The organism is Variovorax davisae (assembly GCF_030316845.1).
GTDB lineage: Bacteria > Pseudomonadota > Gammaproteobacteria > Burkholderiales > Burkholderiaceae_C > Variovorax > Variovorax davisae.
This window is the reverse complement of sequence record NZ_JASZYS010000024.1, coordinates 38,317-59,527: the sequence shown is the minus strand read 5'-3', so window position 1 is coordinate 59,527 and position 21,211 is coordinate 38,317. Positions and strand designations below refer to the sequence as shown.

Annotated in this window: 22 protein-coding genes; 11 read left to right on the top strand and 11 right to left on the bottom strand. The window is 68.8% G+C overall.

The window, feature by feature from the left end:
- From QTI33_RS33905 to recA, 4 genes are all read right to left on the bottom strand, one after another.
- Positions 1-299 (bottom strand): hypothetical protein (locus tag QTI33_RS33905; protein ID WP_286510985.1); only part of this gene is annotated, 299 nt, incomplete at its 3' end.
- Between the two features lie 239 nt (positions 300-538).
- Positions 539-688, bottom strand: a complete 150-nt coding sequence (locus QTI33_RS33900) for a helix-turn-helix domain-containing protein (RefSeq protein WP_444814925.1) — start codon at positions 686-688, stop codon at positions 539-541.
- A gap of 181 nt (positions 689-869) precedes the next feature.
- On the bottom strand, positions 870-1,319 hold the full coding sequence (gene recX / locus QTI33_RS33890; protein WP_286510984.1) for a recombination regulator RecX: 450 nt from the start codon (positions 1,317-1,319) through the stop codon (positions 870-872).
- A gap of 8 nt (positions 1,320-1,327) precedes the next feature.
- The gene (gene recA / locus QTI33_RS33885) at positions 1,328-2,443 is read right to left on the bottom strand and encodes a recombinase RecA (RefSeq protein WP_286510983.1); all 1,116 of its coding nucleotides are present in this window, start codon (positions 2,441-2,443) and stop codon (positions 1,328-1,330) included.
- A gap of 145 nt (positions 2,444-2,588) precedes the next feature.
- On the opposite strand from recA, the gene QTI33_RS33880 reads away from it, so the two are divergent.
- From QTI33_RS33880 to QTI33_RS33870, 3 genes are all read left to right on the top strand, one after another.
- Positions 2,589-3,059 (top strand): MarR family winged helix-turn-helix transcriptional regulator, encoded by a 471-nt coding sequence (locus tag QTI33_RS33880; protein WP_286510981.1) that lies wholly within the window; start codon positions 2,589-2,591, stop codon positions 3,057-3,059.
- A 27-nt stretch (positions 3,060-3,086) separates the two neighbouring features.
- Entirely contained in the window at positions 3,087-3,761 is a 675-nt protein-coding gene (locus QTI33_RS33875; RefSeq protein WP_286510980.1) for a response regulator, read from the top strand.
- A gap of 78 nt (positions 3,762-3,839) precedes the next feature.
- Complete coding sequence (locus QTI33_RS33870; RefSeq protein ID WP_286510991.1) at positions 3,840-5,258, top strand: sensor histidine kinase; 1,419 nt, start codon at positions 3,840-3,842, stop codon at positions 5,256-5,258.
- Between the two features lie 13 nt (positions 5,259-5,271).
- Here QTI33_RS33870 and QTI33_RS33865 read toward each other — a convergent pair whose 3' ends face one another.
- The 4 genes from QTI33_RS33865 to QTI33_RS33850 are packed head-to-tail and all read right to left on the bottom strand — an operon-like array spanning position 5,272 to position 10,958.
- Positions 5,272-9,309, bottom strand: a complete 4,038-nt coding sequence (locus tag QTI33_RS33865; protein WP_286510979.1) for a Pls/PosA family non-ribosomal peptide synthetase — start codon at positions 9,307-9,309, stop codon at positions 5,272-5,274.
- Between the two features lie 55 nt (positions 9,310-9,364).
- Positions 9,365-9,547 carry a sporulation protein gene (locus tag QTI33_RS33860; protein WP_286510978.1) on the bottom strand — a complete coding sequence of 61 codons (183 nt, stop codon included), beginning with the start codon at positions 9,545-9,547 and terminating at the stop codon, positions 9,365-9,367.
- A 5-nt stretch (positions 9,548-9,552) separates the two neighbouring features.
- Positions 9,553-10,350 (bottom strand): biotin--[acetyl-CoA-carboxylase] ligase, encoded by a 798-nt coding sequence (locus QTI33_RS33855; RefSeq protein ID WP_286510977.1) that lies wholly within the window; start codon positions 10,348-10,350, stop codon positions 9,553-9,555.
- A gap of 2 nt (positions 10,351-10,352) precedes the next feature.
- On the bottom strand, positions 10,353-10,958 hold the full coding sequence (locus QTI33_RS33850) for an SET domain-containing protein (RefSeq protein ID WP_286510976.1): 606 nt from the start codon (positions 10,956-10,958) through the stop codon (positions 10,353-10,355).
- Between the two features lie 250 nt (positions 10,959-11,208).
- On the opposite strand from QTI33_RS33850, the gene QTI33_RS33845 reads away from it, so the two are divergent.
- Together QTI33_RS33845 and QTI33_RS33840 are read left to right on the top strand one after the other, a co-directional pair.
- Positions 11,209-14,139 carry a DNA topoisomerase III gene (locus tag QTI33_RS33845; protein WP_286510975.1) on the top strand — a complete coding sequence of 977 codons (2,931 nt, stop codon included), beginning with the start codon at positions 11,209-11,211 and terminating at the stop codon, positions 14,137-14,139.
- Positions 14,140-14,150: 11 nt separating this feature from the next.
- On the top strand, positions 14,151-14,324 hold the full coding sequence (locus QTI33_RS33840; protein WP_286510974.1) for a hypothetical protein: 174 nt from the start codon (positions 14,151-14,153) through the stop codon (positions 14,322-14,324).
- 18 nt (positions 14,325-14,342) lie between these two features.
- Here QTI33_RS33840 and QTI33_RS33835 read toward each other — a convergent pair whose 3' ends face one another.
- Complete coding sequence (locus QTI33_RS33835) at positions 14,343-15,224, bottom strand: gamma-glutamyl-gamma-aminobutyrate hydrolase family protein (RefSeq protein WP_286510973.1); 882 nt, start codon at positions 15,222-15,224, stop codon at positions 14,343-14,345.
- 165 nt (positions 15,225-15,389) lie between these two features.
- On the opposite strand from QTI33_RS33835, the gene QTI33_RS33830 reads away from it, so the two are divergent.
- Entirely contained in the window at positions 15,390-16,445 is a 1,056-nt protein-coding gene (locus QTI33_RS33830) for a sugar phosphate isomerase/epimerase family protein (RefSeq protein WP_286510972.1), read from the top strand.
- Here the strand turns inward: QTI33_RS33830 and QTI33_RS33825 are convergent.
- Positions 16,442-17,518: a S1C family serine protease gene (locus tag QTI33_RS33825; protein WP_286510971.1), complete on the bottom strand. Its 1,077-nt coding sequence runs from the start codon at positions 17,516-17,518 to the stop codon at positions 16,442-16,444. The genes QTI33_RS33830 and QTI33_RS33825 overlap by 4 nt on opposite strands.
- Before the next feature lie 390 nt (positions 17,519-17,908).
- Here QTI33_RS33825 and QTI33_RS33820 point away from each other — a divergent pair, with 390 nt between their 5' ends.
- From QTI33_RS33820 to QTI33_RS33800, 5 genes are all read left to right on the top strand, one after another.
- Positions 17,909-18,157: a hypothetical protein gene (locus tag QTI33_RS33820; protein ID WP_286510970.1), complete on the top strand. Its 249-nt coding sequence runs from the start codon at positions 17,909-17,911 to the stop codon at positions 18,155-18,157.
- A gap of 53 nt (positions 18,158-18,210) precedes the next feature.
- On the top strand, positions 18,211-18,480 hold the full coding sequence (gene infA, locus QTI33_RS33815; protein WP_028249914.1) for a translation initiation factor IF-1: 270 nt from the start codon (positions 18,211-18,213) through the stop codon (positions 18,478-18,480).
- Positions 18,477-19,886: an ATP-dependent RNA helicase DbpA gene (dbpA, locus tag QTI33_RS33810; protein WP_286510990.1), complete on the top strand. Its 1,410-nt coding sequence runs from the start codon at positions 18,477-18,479 to the stop codon at positions 19,884-19,886. The genes infA and dbpA overlap by 4 nt, the downstream gene beginning before the upstream one ends.
- A 35-nt stretch (positions 19,887-19,921) precedes the next feature.
- Entirely contained in the window at positions 19,922-20,092 is a 171-nt protein-coding gene (locus QTI33_RS33805) for a hypothetical protein (RefSeq protein WP_286371840.1), read from the top strand.
- Positions 20,093-20,183: 91 nt separating this feature from the next.
- Positions 20,184-20,504 carry a hypothetical protein gene (locus tag QTI33_RS33800; protein ID WP_286510969.1) on the top strand — a complete coding sequence of 107 codons (321 nt, stop codon included), beginning with the start codon at positions 20,184-20,186 and terminating at the stop codon, positions 20,502-20,504.
- Here the strand turns inward: QTI33_RS33800 and QTI33_RS33795 are convergent.
- A complete protein-coding gene (locus QTI33_RS33795; RefSeq protein WP_286510968.1) occupies positions 20,501-21,163 on the bottom strand; it encodes a TetR/AcrR family transcriptional regulator in 663 nt (220 codons plus the stop codon). The genes QTI33_RS33800 and QTI33_RS33795 overlap by 4 nt on opposite strands.
- Between the last annotated feature and the right edge of the window lie 48 nt (positions 21,164-21,211).

Below are 21,211 nucleotides of genomic sequence, written 5' to 3'. Positions count from 1 at the left end.
CCTGCTGTCGGTCTTCGCCTTCGATGAATCTCTTCATGGACCACCACCTCGTTCAGACGGGTTGGCTCAATATAGGCGACCATCAAGGGAGTTTCCACACAGCCTCGGCCAATTCCTTCCACGGACCCAAACCACTTTTTGAAGCGGGTTTGCTCTTGAAGATCCCACCTCAGAATTGCTTCGTAACGTATGGAGACATGCATCTTGGCGATGGCGACTGTTTCAGATATGTTGCGGCAAAAGTCCTTCTGCTCGACCGATGTCAGATAGGCTCTCATTTCCTCGGCGATTTCAGACACGGCGCCCCCTTGACTGAAAAAATGGGACGCTATCAGGGTTCAGGGGCGATCGGCATTCAAAGTCCACAGAGAGAGATTTCCTTCGCCCGATTGGACCGTTTCCATGAACGGTTGAAGCGCCGCGAAATCGGTAGCGCTGCGCCCGGAGCTATCCCCATGTCCCCCGCCATCAAGAACCGCGCCTGCCGGGCCGCTCGGCCGCATCTTGCGGCTTCGCATTCAATCGCGCAGGACCAGCCTCAGAAATCGAGTTGGCTGCTGCTGTTGCCCAGCGCGTTCGCGATGTTCTCGCGCGATCCCTTGCGCAGGCGCGCGCTGGTTTCGAGCTGCGCATAGGCGCTTTGCGTCACGCCCATGCGCTTGGCGACTTCGTCCCTGGTCAGGCCCAACACGACGAAGACAGGGCGACCATCTCCACCCAGGATGGTCTGGAAACTAGTAGGTTTGTTCCTCTCGTTTCCTCACTTCCTCGATGCTGACGATGCGAATCGAAACGTCGAAGTCAAAGAACACCCTGCAGTTGCCCACTCGCAGACGCTAGCCATGCGCGTGAGGCCTGGCGAAGCCGGCCTATTCGTCCGGGTCGTGCCGCAGCACCTTGGCGACGACGGCACCGGCGAATCCGCGCGCCATCAGGAATCGGACCTGGCGGGCGCGCTCGGTGGCATCTTGCGGCAAGGCGCCGAAGCGGCGCTTCCAGACCTCGAGCGCACGTTCGAACTCGCTGCCCTGCAGCCCCGCCACCGCCTCGGCCACCGCCTCGGGCGCGATGCCCTTGTGCAGCAGTTCCTGGCGAACCCGGGCGGCGCCCAGCCGGGCCGCGCGCTGGTGCAGCACCGACTGCACCACCCTCGCCTCGCTGATGAAATCCTTGGCGGCCAGCTCGTCGAGGGCCTGGGCCAGAGTGCCGGGCTCTTCCTCGTATTTCTTGAGCTTGCGCTCGAGCTCGGCGCGCGAATGTTCGCGCTGGCTCAAGAGGCGCAGGGCGCGCCCCTTGAGCGATGGCGCACTGAAGGCCATGCGGGTGGTTACTTCTTCTCGGCCTTGTCGGCCTTCTCCGCCTTGTCCGCCTTCTCGGGCTTGTCGGCATCGGCGCTCTCGACCGCCGCGGCCAGCAGCGGAATGCCCAGCGACTCGCGCACCTTGTTCTCGATCTCGCGCGACAACTCGGGGTTCTCGCGCAGGAACTCGCGGGCGTTGTCGCGGCCCTGGCCGATCTTCTCGCCGTTGTAGGCGTACCAGGCGCCCGACTTGTCGACGATCTTGGCGTTGACGCCCATGTCGATGATCTCGCCCTCGCGGCTGATGCCCTCGCCGAACAGGATGTCGAACTCGGCGGTCTTGAAGGGCGGCGACACCTTGTTCTTGACCACCTTGACCTTGGTCTCGTTGCCGATCGCCTCGTCGCCCTTCTTGATGGTGCCGATGCGGCGGATGTCCAGCCGCACCGAGGCGTAGAACTTGAGCGCGTTGCCGCCGGTGGTGGTTTCGGGCGAGCCGAACATGACGCCGATCTTCATGCGGATCTGGTTGATGAAGATGACCATGCAGTTGGTCTTCTTGATGGTGGCGGTGAGCTTGCGCAGCGCCTGGCTCATCAGGCGGGCCTGCAGGCCGGGCAGCGAGTCGCCCATCTCGCCTTCGATTTCGGCCTTGGGCGTGAGCGCGGCGACCGAGTCGACCACGATCAGGTCGACCGCGCCGGAGCGCACCAGCGAGTCGACGATCTCGAGCGCCTGCTCCCCGGTGTCGGGCTGGCTGATCAGCAGGTCGGACAGGTTGACGCCGAGCTTCTGGGCGTATTGCACGTCGAGCGCGTGCTCGGCGTCGACGAAGGCGCAGGTGCCGGCCTGGCGCTGCATCTCGGCGATGACCTGCAGCGTGAGCGTGGTCTTGCCCGAAGATTCAGGGCCGTAGATCTCGATGACGCGGCCGCGCGGCAGGCCGCCGACGCCGAGCGCGATGTCCAGGCCCAGCGAGCCGGTGGAGACCACCTGGATGTCTTCCAGGGCCTCGCCCTCGCCCAGCCGCATGATCGTGCCCTTGCCGAACTGCTTTTCGATCTGGGCCAGGGCGGCTTGCAGGGCCTTGGCCTTTTCGCTGTTGGGGACCGAGATGCTGGTGCCTTTGACGAGTGCGTCCATGAGGAAAACTCCTTGAATATCAACGGGTTGTAGAGGCTGCACCGATCTGCTTTTAATCACAGGCTGGATGCTTGAACAGTAGTGTAGCGAGGGATATGGCGTCGGCAATCCATTTTTTGGTCAGTTTGCCTTACCATTCGAAACCATGGACAAAGCCTCCGATGCCTGGCGCCAGACCCACCTGGGCCGCCTGCTGGGCCACGCGATGCGGCGCTTCGACGAACGGGTGCTGCACCTGATGGCGCATGACGCCGAGGTGCCGCTGGCGCTGTCGAACCTGGCGGCCCGGGCCCAGGTGAGCGCCGCCCACATCCACATCACGCGCCACCTGGCGCGCGAGGGCTCGCGGCTGACCGAGCTGGCCGAGCGGGCCGGCATGACCAAGCAGGCGATGGGCACGCTGGTCGACCAGTGCGAGGCCTGGGGCCTGGTCCGGCGCGGACCCGATCCGCTCGACGCGCGGGCCCGGCGGGTGCTGTTCACCACCGACGGCCTGGCCTGGCTCGAGGCCTTCCGCAACGCCGTGGCGCAAGCCGAGGACGAGTTCCGCGCCAGCGTCGGCGCAGAGATCGCCACCGTGGTAACCATCGGTCTCGAGGCCTACGCCGCGGCCTAGAATTCCAAGGCTGTCTGGAGGCACCGCATGCGGATACTGATTGCAGAAGATGACCAGGTGCTGGCCGACGCCCTGCTGCGCAGCCTGCGCACCTCGGGCTCGGCGGTCGACCACGTGGCGACCGGCACGCAGGCCGATGCCGCGCTGATGACCAACAGCGAATTCGACCTGCTGATCCTCGACCTCGGCCTGCCCAACCTGCACGGCCTCGAGATCCTCAAGCGGCTGCGTGCGCGCGGTTCGCAGCTGCCGGTTCTGGTGCTGACCGCGGCCGACAGCGTCGAGGAAAGGGTCAAGGGCCTGGACTACGGCGCCGACGACTACATGGCCAAGCCCTTCTCGCTGCAGGAGCTCGAAGCCCGCGTGCGCGCCCTCACCCGGCGCGGCATGGGCGGCACCAGCAACGCGATCAAGCACGGCCCGCTGGTCTACGACCAGGCCGGCCGGGTGGCGACCATCGACGGCAAGATGATCGAGCTGTCGGCGCGCGAACTGGGCCTGCTCGAGGTGCTGCTGCAACGCGCCGGCCGGCTGGTCAGCAAGGACCAGCTGGTCGAGCGCCTGTGCGAATGGGGCGAGGAGGTGAGCCTCAACGCCATCGAGGTCTACATCCACCGGCTGCGCAAGAAGATCGAGAAGGGGCCGGTGCGCATCGCCACCGTGCGCGGGCTCGGCTACTGCCTCGAGAAGATCCCCTCCTGACCGCCGGCGCGCCGCACCCGCTTGGTCAAACTCTTCCAGCGCGCCCAGCGCTCCCTGTTCGGCGAGATCCTCGACTGGATGCTCACGCCGCTGCTGCTGCTGGTGCCGGTCAGCATCGGCGTGACCTGGCTGGTGGCGCAGGGCATCGCCAATGCGCCCTTCGACCGGGCGCTGGAGTCGAACATCCAGACCCTGGCCCGGCTGGTCGACACGGACAACGGGCAGATCAAGTTCGCGCTGCCGCAGCCGGCGCGCGAGATCCTCGGCAGCGACGAGATCGACCGCGTCTACTACCAGCTGCTCGACGTCCACGGCACGCTGCTGAGCGGCGAGCGCGAGGTGCCGTTCCCGGGCACGGACGACCCGCCGGTGCCCGGCGTGGTCTACCTGCGCGACGGACAGATGCACGGCCAGAAGGTGCGCATCGCCTCGCTCTGGGTGGCAGGCCAGCCGCCGGATGTGCCGCTGGCCCTGCTCCAGGTGGCCGAGACGCGCGAGAAGCAGTCGGTGCTGGCAACCGAGATCATCAAGGGCGTGCTGCTGCCGCAGTTCGCGATCCTGCCGCTGGCCGTGCTGCTGATCTGGCTGGCGCTGGTCCGCGGCATCAAGCCGCTGTCGGTGGTCGAGGCGCGGATCCGCGAGCGCAAGCCCGGCGACCTCAGCCCGCTGGACGAATCCTCGGTGCCGCTGGAGGTCGTGCCGCTGGTGCTGTCGGTCAACGAACTGCTGAACAAGCTCAACGACTCGATCGGGACGCAGAAGCGCTTTCTCGCCGACGCCGCCCACCAGCTGAAGACGCCGCTGGCCGGCCTTCGGATGCAGGCCGACCTGGCCCAGCGCGAGGGCGCCAACGCCGACGAACTCAAGCAGTCGCTCAAGCAGATCGGGCGCGCCAGCGTGCGCGCCACGCACACCGTCAACCAGCTGCTGTCGCTGGCCCGGGCGGAGGGCAGCGGCGCCAACATCGGGCGCCAGCCCTGCGACCTGGCCCGGCTCACGATCGAGGTGGTGCGCGAGGCCGTGCCGCGGGCGATCGACAAGCGCATCGACCTCGGCTACGAGGGCGCCGAGACGGGTTCGCCCGGCGTGGTGTTCGAGGGCAATCCGACGCTGCTGAAGGAACTGGTGCGCAACCTGGTCGACAACGCGCTCAACTACACGCCGTCGGCGCCCGAGCGGCCCGGCGTCGTCACGGCGCGGGTGCTGGCCGACCCCTTCGGCCAGGTCCTGGTGCTGCAGGTGGAAGACAACGGGCCCGGCATCGCGGCGCACGAGCGCGAGCTGGTGTTCCAGCCCTTCTACCGGGTGCTCGGCAACGAGGCCGACGGCTCGGGCCTGGGCCTGCCGATCGTGCTGGAGATCGCCCGCCAGCACAGCGCCACCGTCCGCCTCGAAGATGCCCATCCGGGCCAGCGGCCGCCCGGCACGCTGGTCAGCCTGCGCATCGACACCCGCGACGGCGGCCGGCACGCGTCCGGCTCGGGCCCGCACGCCTGACGGCCGCGGCCGGTCAGGCGGCCACCGGCGCGGCGGGGTTTCCGCTCCAGCGCGACGACGGCGGGATGCTCTCGCCCTTCATCACCAGCGTCAGCGGGCCGAGCTGCGCGCCGTCGTGCACCGTCGCGCCGTAGAGCACGATGCTGCGCGGGCCGATGTTGACCCGGGCGCCGATGTCCACCTGCTGGATCTTCATCACGCGGTCCTCGAACAGGTGGGTCTGCGGACAGCACTGGGCATTGAGTTCGCTGTGGTCGCCGATGCGCACGCAGTCGAACTCGGTGAGGTCGGTGGTGTCCAGGTAGACCCCGCGGCCGATCTTCGCGCCCAGCAGGTTGAAGGCGAGCGGCAGCCAGGGCGTGCCGCGCAGGTAGTGCATGAAGTTGGGCACCGCGATGCCCTCGTAGAGATTGGTCGCGGCCTCGGAGAGCCAGACGAAGGGCGTCCACATCGGCACCGCGAGCGGCCGGTAGCGGCGGATGAAGAGCCACTTGAACAGCAGGACGAAGACGAAGGTCGCGAGGCCGAAGATCAGCCCATCGACGGTCAGGTACGCGACCACGGCGCCCCAGTGGCCGGCGGCCGCCGAGGGCATCACGGCCAGCACGATGGTGTAGCCGGCGGCGATCACGATGGCATGCGGCGCAACGATGCGGAAGGCCTCGACCAGGCCGCGTCCGAGCCTGCGGATGGGCGAGGGGTTGAAGGTCAGTGCCTCCGGATGCCCGGTGACGACTTCGCGCGCCGGCAGCCGCAGCGCCGGCGAGCCGACCCAAGTGTCGCCGCTGCGGACCGCGGCCGGATCGGGCGCGCGGCCGAGCACGCCGATCAGCACGTTCTCGGGCAGGGTGGTGCCGTCCGGGATGTAGGCCCCGTTGCCGATGAAGCTGCGGCGCGAAATGACCGTCGGGCGCATCGACATCCAGCCGCCGTCGATCTCCTCGTCCCCCAGCAGCACCGCATCGGCGATGAAGCTGCCCTCGCCGAGCGTGAGCATGTCGGGCACCACGCCCAGCGCGGTCGAGATCTCGGCGTTGCGTCCCACCTTGGCGCCGAGCAGCCGGTACCAGCAGGGCGCGAACAGCGTCGCGTACACGCCGTGCAGCACTGCCAGGCTCGACTCCTGGATCTGGTTGACCAGCCATTTGCCGCAATAGACGTTGCTGTGCACCGGCCAGCTGCCGCTCTCCAGGCGCGGCAGCACGCTCCAGCGGATGCCGGCCGAGACCAGCGCGGTGAGCACGATCATCACCGCCGCCGCCGGCAGCGCCAGCACGAAGTACTTCAGCAGCTGCAGCGCGACCACGTTCGTCTCCAGCCACGGAAAGCGTTCGAAGTCGTCCAGCACGTCGATCAGCATGAAGCTGGGGAACAGGGGCAGGAAGAACAGCGCCGCCACCAGCAGCGCACCGGTGAAGAAGAACAGCCCTTCACCGATGCGCCGACGCCGGCTGGCGGCGGGGCGCGGGCGCAGTGAAGCCGCATCGAAGGCACCCGCATCGCGCGCCGGCGAGCCGCTCCAGATGCGCCCCGCCGGCACCGCCTGGCCCTCGGCCAGCGCGGACTGGGCGTCGAGATGGCCCCAGTCCCCGATCCGGGTGTGGCCTTCCAGCACCGCGTAGGAGCCGACATGGGCCTGGGCGCCGATGGCGATCGGCCCGATCAGCAGCTCGCCGCCCATCACGCGCGCGTTCTCGAAGTTGACCGCGTTGCCGATGCTGGCGCCGTCGCCGACCGAGAACAGGTCGGGCGCGCGCAGCTTGACCGACCCGATGACCACGTCGCGCCCGATGCGCGCGCCCAGCGCGCGCAGCCACCAGGCGTGGAGCGAGGAACCGCTGATGAGATAGGTGGGCGCCGCATCGACCAGCCGGTCGGCGAGCCACCAGCGGAAATAGGTGAGGCCCCAGAGCGGGTAGCGGCCCGGCGCCAACCGGCCGGCGATCAGCCATTTGCCGGCCAGGGCCAGGACGAACTCGAGCACCGTGGCGACCAGGAAGGCGGCCACCGACACCGCCACCGCGTAAGGGACCGAATCGCCCGGGCTGCCGGTATGGAAGTGGTAAGTGAAGAACGGCGCCAGCCACTGCGCCATGCGAACGGCGACCAGCCCCGGGATCGCCAGCGCCTGCGCCAGGCCGCAGCGCCAGCGGCGCCAGGCCGGAGGCGGCGTCCAGTCGGGCACGCGGTCGGCCGGCTGGATGGCGCTGGCCTCCAGCGCGGCCGCGATGGCGCCGACCGTGCGCTGCCGGTAGATCTCGCGCACCGTGATCCGGGTGAAGCGCGGATCGGCCCGCAGCATCGACGCCAGCCGCGCCGCCAGCAGCGAATGGCCGCCGAGTTGGTCGAAGAAGTCCGAATCGCGCCGGATCGCGGAGCCGGGAAAGAGCGTGGCCAGCGCCGCGAACAGCGCGGCCTCGGCGGCCGTCTCCGGCTGGTCCGAATCGCCGGCCGGCACGGCGGCTTCCGCGAGCGGCTGCGCCTTCAGGGCCTTGCGATCGATCTTGCCGGAGCTCAGCCGCGGCATTCGCGCCAGCAGCTCGATCCGGCCCGGCACCATGTAGGGCGGCAGCCGGGCGCCGAGCGCCGCGCGCAATGCGGGGGCCGAGAGCTCGGCGCTGCCCTCCGGCACCAGGAAGGCGATCAGCTGGTCGACGCCCTGCACCTCGCGCAGCACCACGGCCGCAGTGCCTACACCGGGCTGCTGCGCCAGCAGCACCTCGATCTCGCCGAGCTCGACCCGAAAGCCGCGAATCTTGACCTGGTCGTCCGTGCGGCCCAGGCACTGGACGCGCCCGAATTCATCGATGCGGGCCAGGTCGCCGGTGCGATAGAGCCGGGCATCGTCGGCGTCGCGCGACCAGGGGTTGGGGAGGAATTTCTCGGCCGTCAGCTCGGGCCGCCCCAGGTAGCCCACCGCGACGCCGGGCCCGGTGATGCACAGCTCGCCGATCTCGCCGCGCGGCAGCAGCCGGGGGCCGGCTGCCATGTCGGTCGAGATCACCAGCAGCGCGTAGTTGGGCAGCGGCAGGCCGATGGTGACGGGGTCGCCCGGCTCCAGTTCGGCCAGGCTGGCCGACACCGTGGTCTCGGTCGGGCCGTAGCTGTTGAACAGCTGGCGCCCGGGCCGGGCCCAGCGTTCCACCAGCGAGGGCGGACAGGCCTCGCCGCCGAGGTTGACCAGGCGCAGGCTCGGCACGTCCTGCCCGAAGAGGGCGAGCAAGGTGGGCACGGCATGCAGCACGGTGATGCGGTGCGCGGCCAGCGCCTGCGGCAGCGCTTCGGGATCGGTGGCCAGCGCCTTCGGTGCGATCCAGAGCGTCGCACCGACCAGGTAGCTGAGCCAGATCTCCTCGAACGACATGTCGAAGGCGACCGAAAAGCCCTGGTAGACGAGGTCGTCCTGGCGCACGCCCAGCAGCGCGTTCTCGCTGCGCAGGAAGTGGCAGATGCTGCGCTGGCTGATGGCGATGCCCTTGGGCTTCCCGGTCGAGCCCGAGGTGTAGATCACGTAGGCCGGGTGCTCGGGCAGCGCTGCGGCGCGGCGCCGCAGCGCGCCCGCCGGGACGCATTCGGCCAGCAGCGCCTCGACGGCCCAGAGCGGCCGGCCGATCGCCGCCAGCCGGGGGGCGAAGGCGCTGCAGCTCACGATGCCCGCGGCGCCGGCATCGTCCAGGCAGGCGGCGATGCGTTCGACCGGCGTGTCGGCATCCAGCGCGAGCCAGGCGGCGCCGCTCTTCGCGATCGCCAGCTGCGCCACCAGCAGCTCGATGCCGCGCGGCAGCCACAGGCCGACGATCTGCCCGGGGCCGATGCCGTCGTCGACGAGCCTCGATGCGCAACGCTCGGCCTGTTCGTCCAGTTCGCCGTAGCCGAGGCGCCGCTCGCCGAAGACCAGCGCCGTCCGGGTCGGCACGCGCCGGGCCGTGGCCTCGAACAACGCCGACAGGACCTCGGTTCGAATCAGTTCCGGCCGCTCGGGGCCGCGAAGAATGGGAGCAGCGTCGAACGGTTCGGCGTGGGGAAAATGAGCAAGGTTCGGGCGAAACATGGACGGGATCTGATGCAGCGGCGCGCTGCGCACCGCCTTGGCCTCGGCGCGCCAGCTAGGGCTTGGTCGGCTCGACCTTGCGGATCTGCAGCATCTCCGGGCGGACCTGCTGCTGCAGCCGCTGCGGCTCGGTCTCGCTGAAGCGCGCGGGCTCGGCGCCGAAGAGGGCCAGCGCGCCGCGGGTCCAGGCGAAATAGCCCAGGTTGGCGACGAGCAGAAGGATGACGACCAGGCGCATGGGATCTATCGCGGCCCGGGACGCGGCCGGACGCTGACTTCGGCGCTGCTGATCATCTGGACGCCCGCGGCCGTGCGGACCATCAGCTCACCGCCCCATCCGACCCCTTCGCAGAAGCCCTCGGTGCCGTCGCTGAGCCGCACCTCGCGGCCGCGCAGCACGTCGCGGGCGGCGAAGCGGGCCGCGAAGGGCACGAAGCCGCTGTCGCTGAACAGCAGCACGTCGCGCACCAGCGGGGCGGCGATCTCGCGCAGCACCTCGCCCGGCGCCGCGTCCGGCCGCCATTGCTTCAGCCAGGCGGGCGGCGTGCTGAGGCCCGCCGCCTCGCGCGCGCCGATGTTGATGCCGATGCCGATCACCAGGTAGCGCTCGGCCACATCCGGCTGGAGCAGGGCGGTCTCGATCAGGATGCCGCCGAGCTTGCGTTCGCCGACCCACAGGTCGTTGGGCCACTTGAGGGCCAGGCCGGCGGCGCCGGAGGGGTCCAGGCTTTCGGCCACGCTGACGCCGACCGCGAGCGACAGGCCGGACCAGTCCCGCGGGGCCAGCGACAGGCCGAGCGAAAAGGTCAGCGAGCTCGGCTCGCGGGCGTCCTGGGCACTTTGCCAGGGACGCCCCAGGCGACCGCGGCCCGCGGTCTGGCGCTCGGCCACCAGCAGCACGGCAGCGTTGCGGCCCTCGCGCGCACGGCGCATCAGCTCGGTGTTGGTGGAACCGATCTCGGCCACCACCTCGACGCCGATGCCGGGCAGCAGCGGCGCCAGGCTCTGCGTGATCTCGTCTTCGAACCAGGGGGAGGGCATGCTCAGCGCTTGTCGGACTTTTCGGCCTTGGCGCTCTTTTTCTTGTCGGCCTTGCCGGACTTCTTGTCGGCCTGCTTCTGCGCCTTCTTTTCGACCTTCTTGGCCTTTTTCTTCTTCTTTTTCTTCTTGGCCGCGTCGTCGTCCTTCGGCGCCAGCAGCGTGCCGCGGCAGTCCGTCGAACCGCACCAGCAGGGGAACTCGGACAGCAGCTTCCTGGTGTACGGCTCGTCGATGATCAGGCCGTAGTCGTAGTTCAGCTCTTCGCCGGCCGCGATGTTGCGCAGCGCCTTGATGAAGACCCGGCCCTTCTGCTCGTCGGCCTCGCAGTTCGGTTCGCACGAGTGATTGATCCAGCGCGCGGCGTTGCCGTCGACATTGCCGTCGATCACGCGGTCGTCGTCGACGTGGAAGTAGAAGGTGTGCTGCGGCTGGGTCGGATCGTGGGGATGGCGCCGCAGGGCTTCCTTCCACGAAATGATCTCGCCCTTGTATTCGATGAGCGTTTCGCCTTCTGCAATATCCTGCACGGCGAAGACGCCGTTGCCGTGGACGCCCGAGCGGCGGGTCTGGATTCGGCGGCCGCCGGAAATGGGGGATTTGGAAGGCATCGCCGAAGTCTGTTAGTTTGAATATGTACGCATGCGCGTGCGCGTACGCACGCGAGAAGCGCCCGATTGTAAAGATGTCGCCCCTACGCTCCCCGCTTCGTGTGGTTCGCCCCCCCCCGATGGGGCGCAGGCCGCCTTGGGGCGGCCCGGCGGCGGCCTGGTGGCCCCGTCCCGCCTCGTGTTGAATGGCGCGGGAGGGGCACCCATCTCGGGAGGATGCGGGAGTGGACTGAATGAATAGGATTGGTTGATGAAAACGTTGGTGATTGCAGAAAAACCCTCGGTGGCGCAGGACATCGTGCGCGCGCTGACGCCGGTGGCCGGCAAGTTCGACAAGCACGACGAGCACTTCGAGAACGACAGGTACGTCGTCACCAGTGCCGTGGGCCATCTGGTCGAGATCCAGGCGCCGGAGGAGTTCGACGTCAAGCGCGGCAAGTGGAGCTTTGCCAACCTGCCGGTGATCCCGCCGCGCTTCGACCTGAAGCCGGTCGACAAGACCAAGACCCGCCTCAACGCGGTGGTCAAGCAGGCCAAGCGCAAGGACGTGACCCAGCTGGTCAACGCCTGTGACGCGGGCCGCGAAGGCGAGCTGATCTTCCGCCTGATCGAGCAGTACGCCGGCGGCAAGGCGCCGCTGGGCAAGCCGGTCAAGCGCCTGTGGCTGCAGTCGATGACGCCGCAGGCGATCCGCGACGGCTTCGACCAGCTGCGCAGCGAGCAGCAGATGCAGGGGCTGGCCGACGCCGCCCGCTCGCGCTCCGAGGCCGACTGGCTGGTCGGCATCAACGGCACGCGCGCCATGACCGCCTTCAACTCGCGCGACGGCGGCTTCTTCCTGACCACCGTGGGCCGGGTCCAGACGCCGACCTTGTCGGTGGTGGTGGAGCGCGAGGAGAAGATCCGCAAGTTCGTCAGCCGCGACTACTGGGAGGTGCACGGCAGCTTCCTGGCCGAGGCCGGCACCTACCCGGGCAAGTGGTTCGACCCGAACTGGAAGAAGCCGCCGCCCGGGCCCGACGGCGTGCCCGACCCCGAGCAGCGCGCCGACCGGGTCTGGAACGAACGCGAGGCGCGCGAGATCGCCGACGCCGCGCGCGGCAAGCCGGCCTCGGTGACCGAGGAAAGCAAGCCCACCACCAGCGCGTCGCCGCTGCTGTTCGACCTGACCTCGCTGCAGCGCGAGGCCAACGGCCGCTTCGGCTTCAGCGCCAAGACCACGCTGGCGCTGGCGCAGAGCCTCTATGAGCGCCACAAGGCGCTGACCTACCCGCGGACCGACTCGCGGGCGCTGCCCGAGGACTACCTGCCGGTGGTCAAGGACACGATGAAGATGCTCGCCAACAGCGGCATGAAGCACCTCGCGCCCTTCGCACAGCAGGCGGTCGACAACAATTACGTGAAGCCGTCGAAGCGCATCTTCGACAACGCCAAGGTCAGCGACCACTTTGCGATCATCCCGACGCTGCAGGCGCCCAGCGGCCTGTCCGACGCCGAGCAGAAGCTGTACGACTTCGTCGTGCGGCGCTTCATGTCGGTGTTCTTCCCGAGCGCCGAATACCAGGTCACGACCCGCATCAGCACGGTCGAGCAGGGCGGCAAGAAATACCCGTTCCGCACCGACGGCAAGGTGCTCGTGAAGGCCGGCTGGCTGGCGATCTGGGGCAAGGAAGCCGAGGACGACGAGAAGGACGACGACAAGGACGGCAAGCGGCTGGTGCCGGTCAAGCCGGGCGAGCTGGTGAAGGTCGAGGCGGCCGACCCCAAGGGCCTGAAGACCCGGCCGCCGGCGCGCTATTCGGAAGCCACGCTGCTCGGCGCGATGGAAGGCGCCGGCAAGACCATCGACGACGACGAGCTGCGCGAGGCCATGCAGGAGAAGGGCCTGGGCACGCCCGCCACGCGCGCCGCCACCATCGAAGGCCTGCTGGCCGAGAAGTACATGATCCGCGAAGGCCGCGAGCTGATCCCGACCGCCAAGGCCTTCCAGCTGATGACCCTGCTGCGCGGGCTCGGCGTCGAGGAACTCTCCAAGGCCGAGCTCACCGGGGAATGGGAATACAAGCTGGCGCAGATGGAGCACGGCAAGCTGAGCCGCGAGGCCTTCATGCGCGAGATCGCCGAGATGACGGAGCACATCGTCAAGAAGGCCAAGGAATACGACCGCGACACCGTGCCCGGCGACTACGCCACGCTGGCGACGCCATGCCCCAACTGCGGCGGCGTCGTGAAGGAGAACTACCGCCGCTACAGCTGCACCGGCAAGCCCGGGCAGGAACCCTGCGGCTTCTCGTTCGGCAAGTCGCCGGCCGGGCGCACCTTCGAGGTGGCCGAGGCCGAGGCGCTGCTGCGCGACAAGCACATCGGCCCGCTGGAAGGCTTCCGCTCGAAGGCCGGCTGGCCTTTCACTTCCGAGATCATTCTCAAGTTCGACGAGGAAGCGAAGAACTGGAAGCTGGAGTTCGACTTCGGCGACGACAAGAACGCCGACACCGGCGAGATCGTCGACTTCAGCCAGCAGGACACCGTCGGGCCCTGCCCGATCTGCGGCGCGCCGGTGTTCGAGCACGGCAGCAACTACGTCTGCGAGAAATCGGTGCCCACCAACACCCAGGCGACGCCGAGCTGCACCTTCAAGACCGGCAAGATCATCCTGCAGCAGCCGATCGAGCGCGCCCAGGTCGAGAAGCTGCTGGCCACCGGCAAGACCGACCTGCTCGACAAGTTCGTCTCGATGCGCACGCGCCGCCCCTTCAAGGCCTTCCTGGCCTGGAACAAGGACGAGGGCAAGGTGGCGTTCGAGTTCGAGCCGCGGACCAGCAAGTTCCCGCCGCGCAAGACTTTCGCGAAGGCGGCGCCGGCGGCGAAGAAAGCGGCGGCGAAGACCCCGGCGGCCAAGAAGCTGCCCGCCGCCAAGAAGGCCGCCGCGCCCAAGGCGCCGCGCAAGCCGGGCGCCGGACTCAAGCCCAGCGAGGCGCTGGCCGCGGTGATCGGCGCCGAGCCGGTGGCGCGCACCGAGGTCATCAAGAAGCTGTGGGACTACATCAAGGCCAACGGCCTGCAGGACGCGGCGAACAAGCGCGCCATCAATGCCGACGCCAAGCTGAAGCCGGTGTTCGGCAAGGACCAGGTGACGATGTTCGAGCTGGCCGGCATCGTCGGCAAGCACCTCGGCGCATGAAGGGGACTCGCATGAAGACAGTGCTTGCGGTGGCGTTCGCCGCCACCCTCTGCCTGGCGGTGGGCTGCGCCGCACGCGGTGCCTCGAGCGCCGGCGGCGGCGGCAGCGCCGCGGGCAGCAGCGGCATCACCGTGTTCGGCACGATCGACGCCAACGTCAGCAACGTCAAGAACCAGAGCCGCTGAGGGCGGCCGGCCAACGCCTCAGCGCATCAGCAGCGCCTGCCGCAGAAGCCGGGCCGCACGGTTGCGGATGCGGCCGGGCGCGCTGCGCAGCGGCCCCTTCGGGCTGACCTTGGCGGTGGCGCAGGCCCACAGGAAGTCCTGCAGGATGGCGGAGTCGTCGACCGTGTCGGTGGCGCCGTAGGTGTGGAACTCCGGGTGCCACTGGGTCGCGGCGATGTAGCTGCGGCCGCGGTCGACCCGGCGCCGGATCGCCTCCGGAATGCGGTCGGGGATGCTCCACGCATCGACCTCGAAGCCGGGCGCCAGGTCCTTCACGCCCTGGTGATGGATGCTGTTGACGCGCGCGCTTTCCATGCCCGGGTAGAGCTTCGACAGGCGGGAGCCGGGCGTGATGCTGATCTCGTGGAAGTTCTGGTCGTAGGTCTCGGCGTCGCGGTGCCGCAGGGCGTTCGGGTGCTGGGCCTCGATGTCCTGGTAGAGGGTGCCGCCGAAGGCCACGTTGATCAGCTGCAAGCCGCGGCAGACGCCGAAGATCGGCTTGCCGGCCTGCTCGAAGGCCTCGACCAGTGCCAGGTCGTAGAGGTCGCGGATTCGGTCGCCCACCCAGGCGTCCTTGAGCGGCACCTCGCCATAGCTGCCGGGCCAGACGTCGGCGCCGCCGTGCATCACGACGCCGTCGAGCCATTCGGCGTAGTGCGACAGCTTGGTGTCGCCGCGCGCGGTCGCGCCGGTCGGGCAGGGGACCATCACCACCATCGCGCCGGCCGACATCAGCCAGTGCGTGATCGACTGCTCCACGTACTGCAGCGTCTTGTTGGTGAACAGCGAGCGCGCCGGGTCGGCGTGGGAGAAGCAGGCGGACAAGCCGATCTTGAGGCGCCCCGAAACGGTTTGTGACATTGGCTCTCTGTGCGTCGCGAGAACCCCGCGGCGCTCCGATGTGGAGTGGCAGTGGCCATTGTGTCGCCTTCCGCCGCCCCATGCACTCGGACGGCGAAGCTGCCGCCCTGTCGGACGGCATGCCGCGATGGCATCATCGATGCCTCACGACCCGGAGACAAGCACATGAAGACGATCAAGGGGCCGGCCATCTTCCTGGCCCAGTTCGCGGCGGACACCGCGCCCTTCAACTCGCTCGACGCCATCGCCGCCTGGGCCGCGGGCCTGGGCTACAAAGGCGTGCAGATACCGAGCTGGGATGCGCGCCTCTTCGACCTCCGCAAGGCGGCCGAGAGCAAGACCTATTGCGACGAAGTCAAGGGCACGCTGGCCCGCCACGGCCTCGAGATCACCGAGCTGTCGACCCACCTGCAGGGCCAGCTGGTGGCCGTGCATCCGGCCTATGACGCCGGCTTCGACGGCTTCGCAGCACCCGAGGTGCGTGGCGACCCGGCCAAGCGCCAGCAGTGGGCCGTGCAACAGCTGCACGACGCGGCCCGGGCCTCGGCCCATCTGGGCTTGACGGCGCACGCGACCTTCTCGGGCGCGCTGGCCTGGCCCTACCTCTACTCCTGGCCGCCGCGCCCGGCCGGGCTGATCGAGGAGGCCTTCGACGAACTGGCGCGGCGCTGGAAGCCGATCCTCGACGCCTTCGACGAGGCCGGCGTCGACTGCGGCTACGAGATCCATCCGGGCGAGGACCTGCACGACGGCGTGAGCTACGAGATGTTCCTCGAGCGGGTCGGCAACCATCCGCGGGCCTGCCTGCTGTACGACCCGAGCCACTTCGTGCTGCAGCAGCTCAATTACCTCGACTACATCGACCACTACCACGAGCGCATCAAGATCTTCCACGTGAAGGATGCCGAGTTCAATCCGACCGGCAAGCAGGGCGTGTACGGCGGCTTCCAGTCGTGGATCGACCGCGCCGGGCGCTTCCGTTCGCTGGGCGACGGCCAGGTCGACTTCGGCGCCATCTTCTCGAAGATGGCGGCCTATGACTTCCCGGGCTGGGCGGTGCTCGAATGGGAGTGCTGCCTCAAGCACCCGGAGGACGGTGCGCGCGAAGGCGCCGAGTTCATCCGGCGCCACATCATCCGCGTCGCAGACCGGGCCTTCGACGATTTCGCCGGCGGCGGCGCCGACCTGGCGGCCAACCGGAAGATGCTCGGGATCGGCTAGATCCCCTGCGGCTTGCGCAAGGTCTGCATGCGGTCGACCGCATGCACCTTGACCTTGCGGATCTGCGTGCCCTGCTGCACGGTGAGCTGGACGTCGGCCTCGGCGTCCGGCCGGGTCCAGAGCTGCTTGTAGAAGGCCTCGAGCGTCGCCACCCGGACGCCATCGATCTCGAGCACCACGTCGCCGGGCTGCAGGCCGGCCTCCAGCGCCGGACCCCAGCGGTCGACCCGCACGATCTGCACATGACCGTCGCGCTCGAAGGACGAGAGCCCGAGCCAGGGCCGAACACTTGCCCGGGTGCGCCCGGTCGACTGCATCTCGGCCAGGATCGGCCGCAGCAGCTCGACCGGCACGAACATGTTGCCCGGCAGCCGGTTCGGGCCACCCGCCTCGCGCACCAGCAGGCTGCCGATGCCGACCAGTTCGCCGTTGCGGTTGAACAGCGAAGCGCCGCTGTGGTTGGCGATCGGCGGGCTGGTGAAGAGGGCGACGTCGATGTGGTACTCCCAGTTGCCGGAGAACGGCCGGGTCGCCACCAGGCGCGTGAACGCCACCTCGGCGCCGCCGCTGCCGCCGCTGGCCGCCAGCAGCGGCTCGCCCGGCCGCAGCCCGACGACGCCGGCCAGGGGCACCGGCTCGATGCCGGGGAGCGGCACCAGCGGTCGCACCAGCGCGAACCCGGTCGCCAGGTCGTAGGCCACCTGGCGCGCCGGCAGCCGGCGGTCGTCCTGGGTCAGGACTTCGATGGTCTCGGCCTCCAGCAGCAGGTAGCCGATCGTGAGGATCAGCCCGTCGGGACCGATCACCACGCCCGACCCGCTGCGCTGCCGGCCCAGGTTCTCGGCCGAGGTGGCCCCCTCGGTGGCCGTGACCTCGAGCGCGACCACCGCGTCGCCGGCACGCTGCAGCGCCTGCACCTGGGCCTCGGCCCGGGCGGCATCGACGGCAGTCGCCGGGGTGGCCGCCTGCGCCGGGGCGAGCCATGCCAGCGCGGCCACCAGAACCCCGACCCATGGGGAGCGCCAGCGCCGCGGCGGCGCCATCGGCCGCGTGGCGAAGGGGTGGTTTTGCATGGCGGCGCTCCTTGGAACGATGGCGCCATGGTGCGCCCCAAGCGCCGGGCCCGCAAGCGCCTGGCGGACTGTCACAAAGCCGAAATAGCAACTGTCATGCCAGATCGGATATAATCCGGGGTTCGTTTCGATTTAACGACGAAGCACTTTCGTCATTGGCCGGCCGGGCTGGAGATTCTGGAGATCTCCGGGCCCCTCACGACAAGCCGGCTCCACAGTGTGTTGGAGCGCCAGACCGGGCGCCCAAGATTTGCCACCACTGCCTTCGTACTTTGTTGAAGCGAACAGCGCGCTGTCCGCTCCGGTGGGCGCCATTTCCGGCCGGCCTGCGCTCGTTGTATTCAATCTCAATTTCGGCATTCCGCGGCGTCGCGGGTGCCAAGGCTTTCGATGGACATCATTCAACACAGCATCGCAGTGGGCAAGTACCTTGTCTCGCCGCTCATCAAGGACCTGGACGACGGCCGCTATGCGGCATCGGTCTCGATCCGATCCGGCCGCGGCAGCGGCACGCACGACCGCGTGATGCGTTTCACGCCCAGTTTTGCCAGTCACGCGGCGGCCGTCCGCTACGCGGTCGACCAGGGCCTGGGCTGGATCCGCGAACGCGGCGCACCGCGCACGCATTGCGCCGCTTGATTCGGCACACCGATTTCCTATCCAATCACGACAACCCATTCAAAAGGTAATTCATGCCCAAGGAAGAACTGATCGAAATGAACGGCGCAGTGACCGAAGTGCTGCCTGACTCCCGCTACCGCGTCACCCTCGACAACGGCCACCAGTTGATCGCCTACAGCGGCGGCAAGATGCGCAAGCACCACATCCGCATCCTGGCCGGCGACAAGGTGTCGCTCGAACTCTCGCCCTACGACCTGACCAAGGGCCGGATCACCTTCCGGCACCTGGAACGCCGCGGTCCGCCGCCGGTCAACAGCGGCAACAACTCGCAGCGCCGCTGACCCTCCCCGTGACCGGTCCCGCCACCGATTTCGCCGCGCTGCCGCTGTCGCCGCAGGCGCTCGCGAACCTGACGCAGCTCGGCTACCTGCAGATGACGCCGATCCAGGCGGCCAGCCTGCCGGTGGCGCTGCTCGGCCGGGACCTGATCGCCCAGGCCAAGACCGGCAGCGGCAAGACGGCCGCCTTCGCGCTGGCCCTGCTGACCAACCTGAACCCGCGACGCTTCGCGGTGCAGGCCATGGTGCTGTGCCCGACGCGCGAGCTGGCCGACCAGGTGACGACCGAGATCCGCCGCCTGGCCCGGGCCGAAGAGAACATCAAGGTGGTCACGCTCTGCGGCGGCGTCGCCCTGCGCGGCCAGCTGGCCAGCCTGGAGCACGGCGCCCACATCGTGGTCGGCACGCCCGGCCGCATCATGGACCACCTCGACCGCGGCAGCCTCAACCTCGAAGCGCTGAACACGCTGGTGCTCGACGAAGCCGACCGGATGCTCGACATGGGCTTCTTCGAGGACATCGTGAAGGTCGCCCGGCTGTGCCCCAAGGAGCGCCAGACGCTGCTGTTCTCGGCCACCTACCCCGAGGGCATCCAGAAGCTCGCGGCGCAGTTCATGAAGAGCCCGCAGCAGATCACGGTGCAGGCCCAGCACGAAGAGGGCAAGATCCGCCAGCGCTGGTACCAGGTCAAGAACACCGAGCGGCTGCACGCGGTCAGCCTGCTGCTGAACCACTTCCGGCCTCAGAGCTCGCTCGCCTTCTGCAACACCAAGCAGCAGTGCCGCGACCTGGTCCAGGTGCTGCAGGCCCAGGGCTTCAGCGCCTTGGCCCTGTTCGGCGAACTCGAGCAGCGCGAGCGCGACCAGGTGCTGGTGCAGTTCGCCAACCGCAGCTGCTCGGTGCTGGTGGCGACCGATGTCGCGGCGCGCGGCCTCGACATCGCCGACCTCGAGGCGGTGATCAATGTCGACGTCACGCCCGACTCCGAAGTCCACATCCACCGCATCGGCCGCACCGGCCGCGGTGACGCCGACGGCCTAGCGCTGAACCTGGCGAGCATGGACGAGATGGGCAGCGTCGGCAAGATCGAGCAGCTGCAGGGCCGCGAATCCGAATGGCATCCGCTGGCCGAACTCACGGCCGATGCCGCCGGCCCGCTGCAGCCGCCGATGGCCACCTTGCAGATCGTCGGCGGCCGCAAGGAGAAGATCCGCGCCGGCGACGTGCTGGGCGCCCTGACCGGCGAGGCCGGCTTCACGCGCGACCAGGTCGGCAAGATCAACGTCAACGAATTCTCCACCTACGTGGCGGTCGACCGGCGCATCGCGCGCGAGGCTGCGCACAAGCTTTCCACCGGCCGCGTCAAGGGCAAGACCGTCAAAGTGCGGCTGCTCGACGATGTGGCTTAATTACGTCCTTCGATTTCTTATCACCTGAGCTTTCCATGCCCAAGAAAATCCGCACCGAGGCAGACCGCATTGCCACCCCCAAGCCCGTTCCGCAACCCGGCTACAACGTCCCCAAGTCGGGTGGCGGCCAAAAGGTGAGCCTGGAGCGCGGCACCGCGACCCGCAGCAAGAAGAACCCGGGCAAGCGGGCCAAGAAGGGCGGCTGATCGCCCACCGGGTCGTCTGCGCCCCCGCGGCGCATGCACTCTCGAAACGCGCCCCCGGGCGCGTTTTTCATTTCATCGTTTGCCGCCACCCATGTCCGACGACTACCAGATCGACATCCCGCCCTCGTTCTTCGCCGTCTACACCGACCCCCGGCAGCGCCTCGCCGAGCCGATCGCGGTCGTGCGCGAGCGCTACGAGATCTGCGAGGACCTGGCCAGCCACCTGGTGGGGCATGCGCAGGTCCTGCATCACGTCGAGGTGCCCTCGGAGGACGAGATCCTGCGCCGCATCCATGCCGGACTGGCGCTGCCGGACGCCGGCGTGTCGGGCGCCGAAGCCGAATGGATCGTGCGGCGGCTGGCCGAGCTGCTGGGCTGGGCCTGCCCGCCGCTCGACGCGGCGTCGGCCTAGGACGGTGTCCTCATCGGCGGGAACGGCGGCAGCGGCCGGTGCGCCATCGCCTTCGCCTCGGCCCAGTCCATGCCCAGCCCGCGCAGCACGCAGACGGCGACATCGCGGCCGTGGTGCGCGGGCGCCGCACCGTGGGCCACCGTGCGCATCGCCTGCGACACGCTGCCGTTGATCAGGTCCATCGCCGCCGTCTCGTTCGGGATCCGGAAGGCCTTCTGCCGGACGCCCAGGCGCAGGTCGGCCAGCGCGTAGTCGCGGATCTCGATCAGCAGTTGCGGCGCGGCGACCGAGACGTCCAGCATCATCCGCGCCCAGTGCGGACTCTCCTCGGCCAGCCAGATGTAGCGCCGCACGCCGATGGCCATCCGCCGGGCGCCTTCCTCCACGCCCTGCTGGCTGGCCGTGATGCGCCGGCACAGCGTGTCGGCCAGCAGCAGCGCCACGCCGCCGGCCACCTCTTCCTTGGTCTTGAAATGGTTGTAGACGGTCGCCGTGGTCATGGCCGCGACGGCGGCGATCTCCTGCATCGTGGCGTCGACATAGCCGCGGGCGCTGAAGACCTTGATCGCCGCCTGCACCAGCTGGACGCGGGTGCGCTCGCGCTTGAGCAGGCCGGGCCCGGGCGGCCGCCACACACTTTCGGCCAGGTCCTCTGGCAAAGGTGATATGGACGGCAGGCCGAAACTTACGCCATCATCCATTTTCAT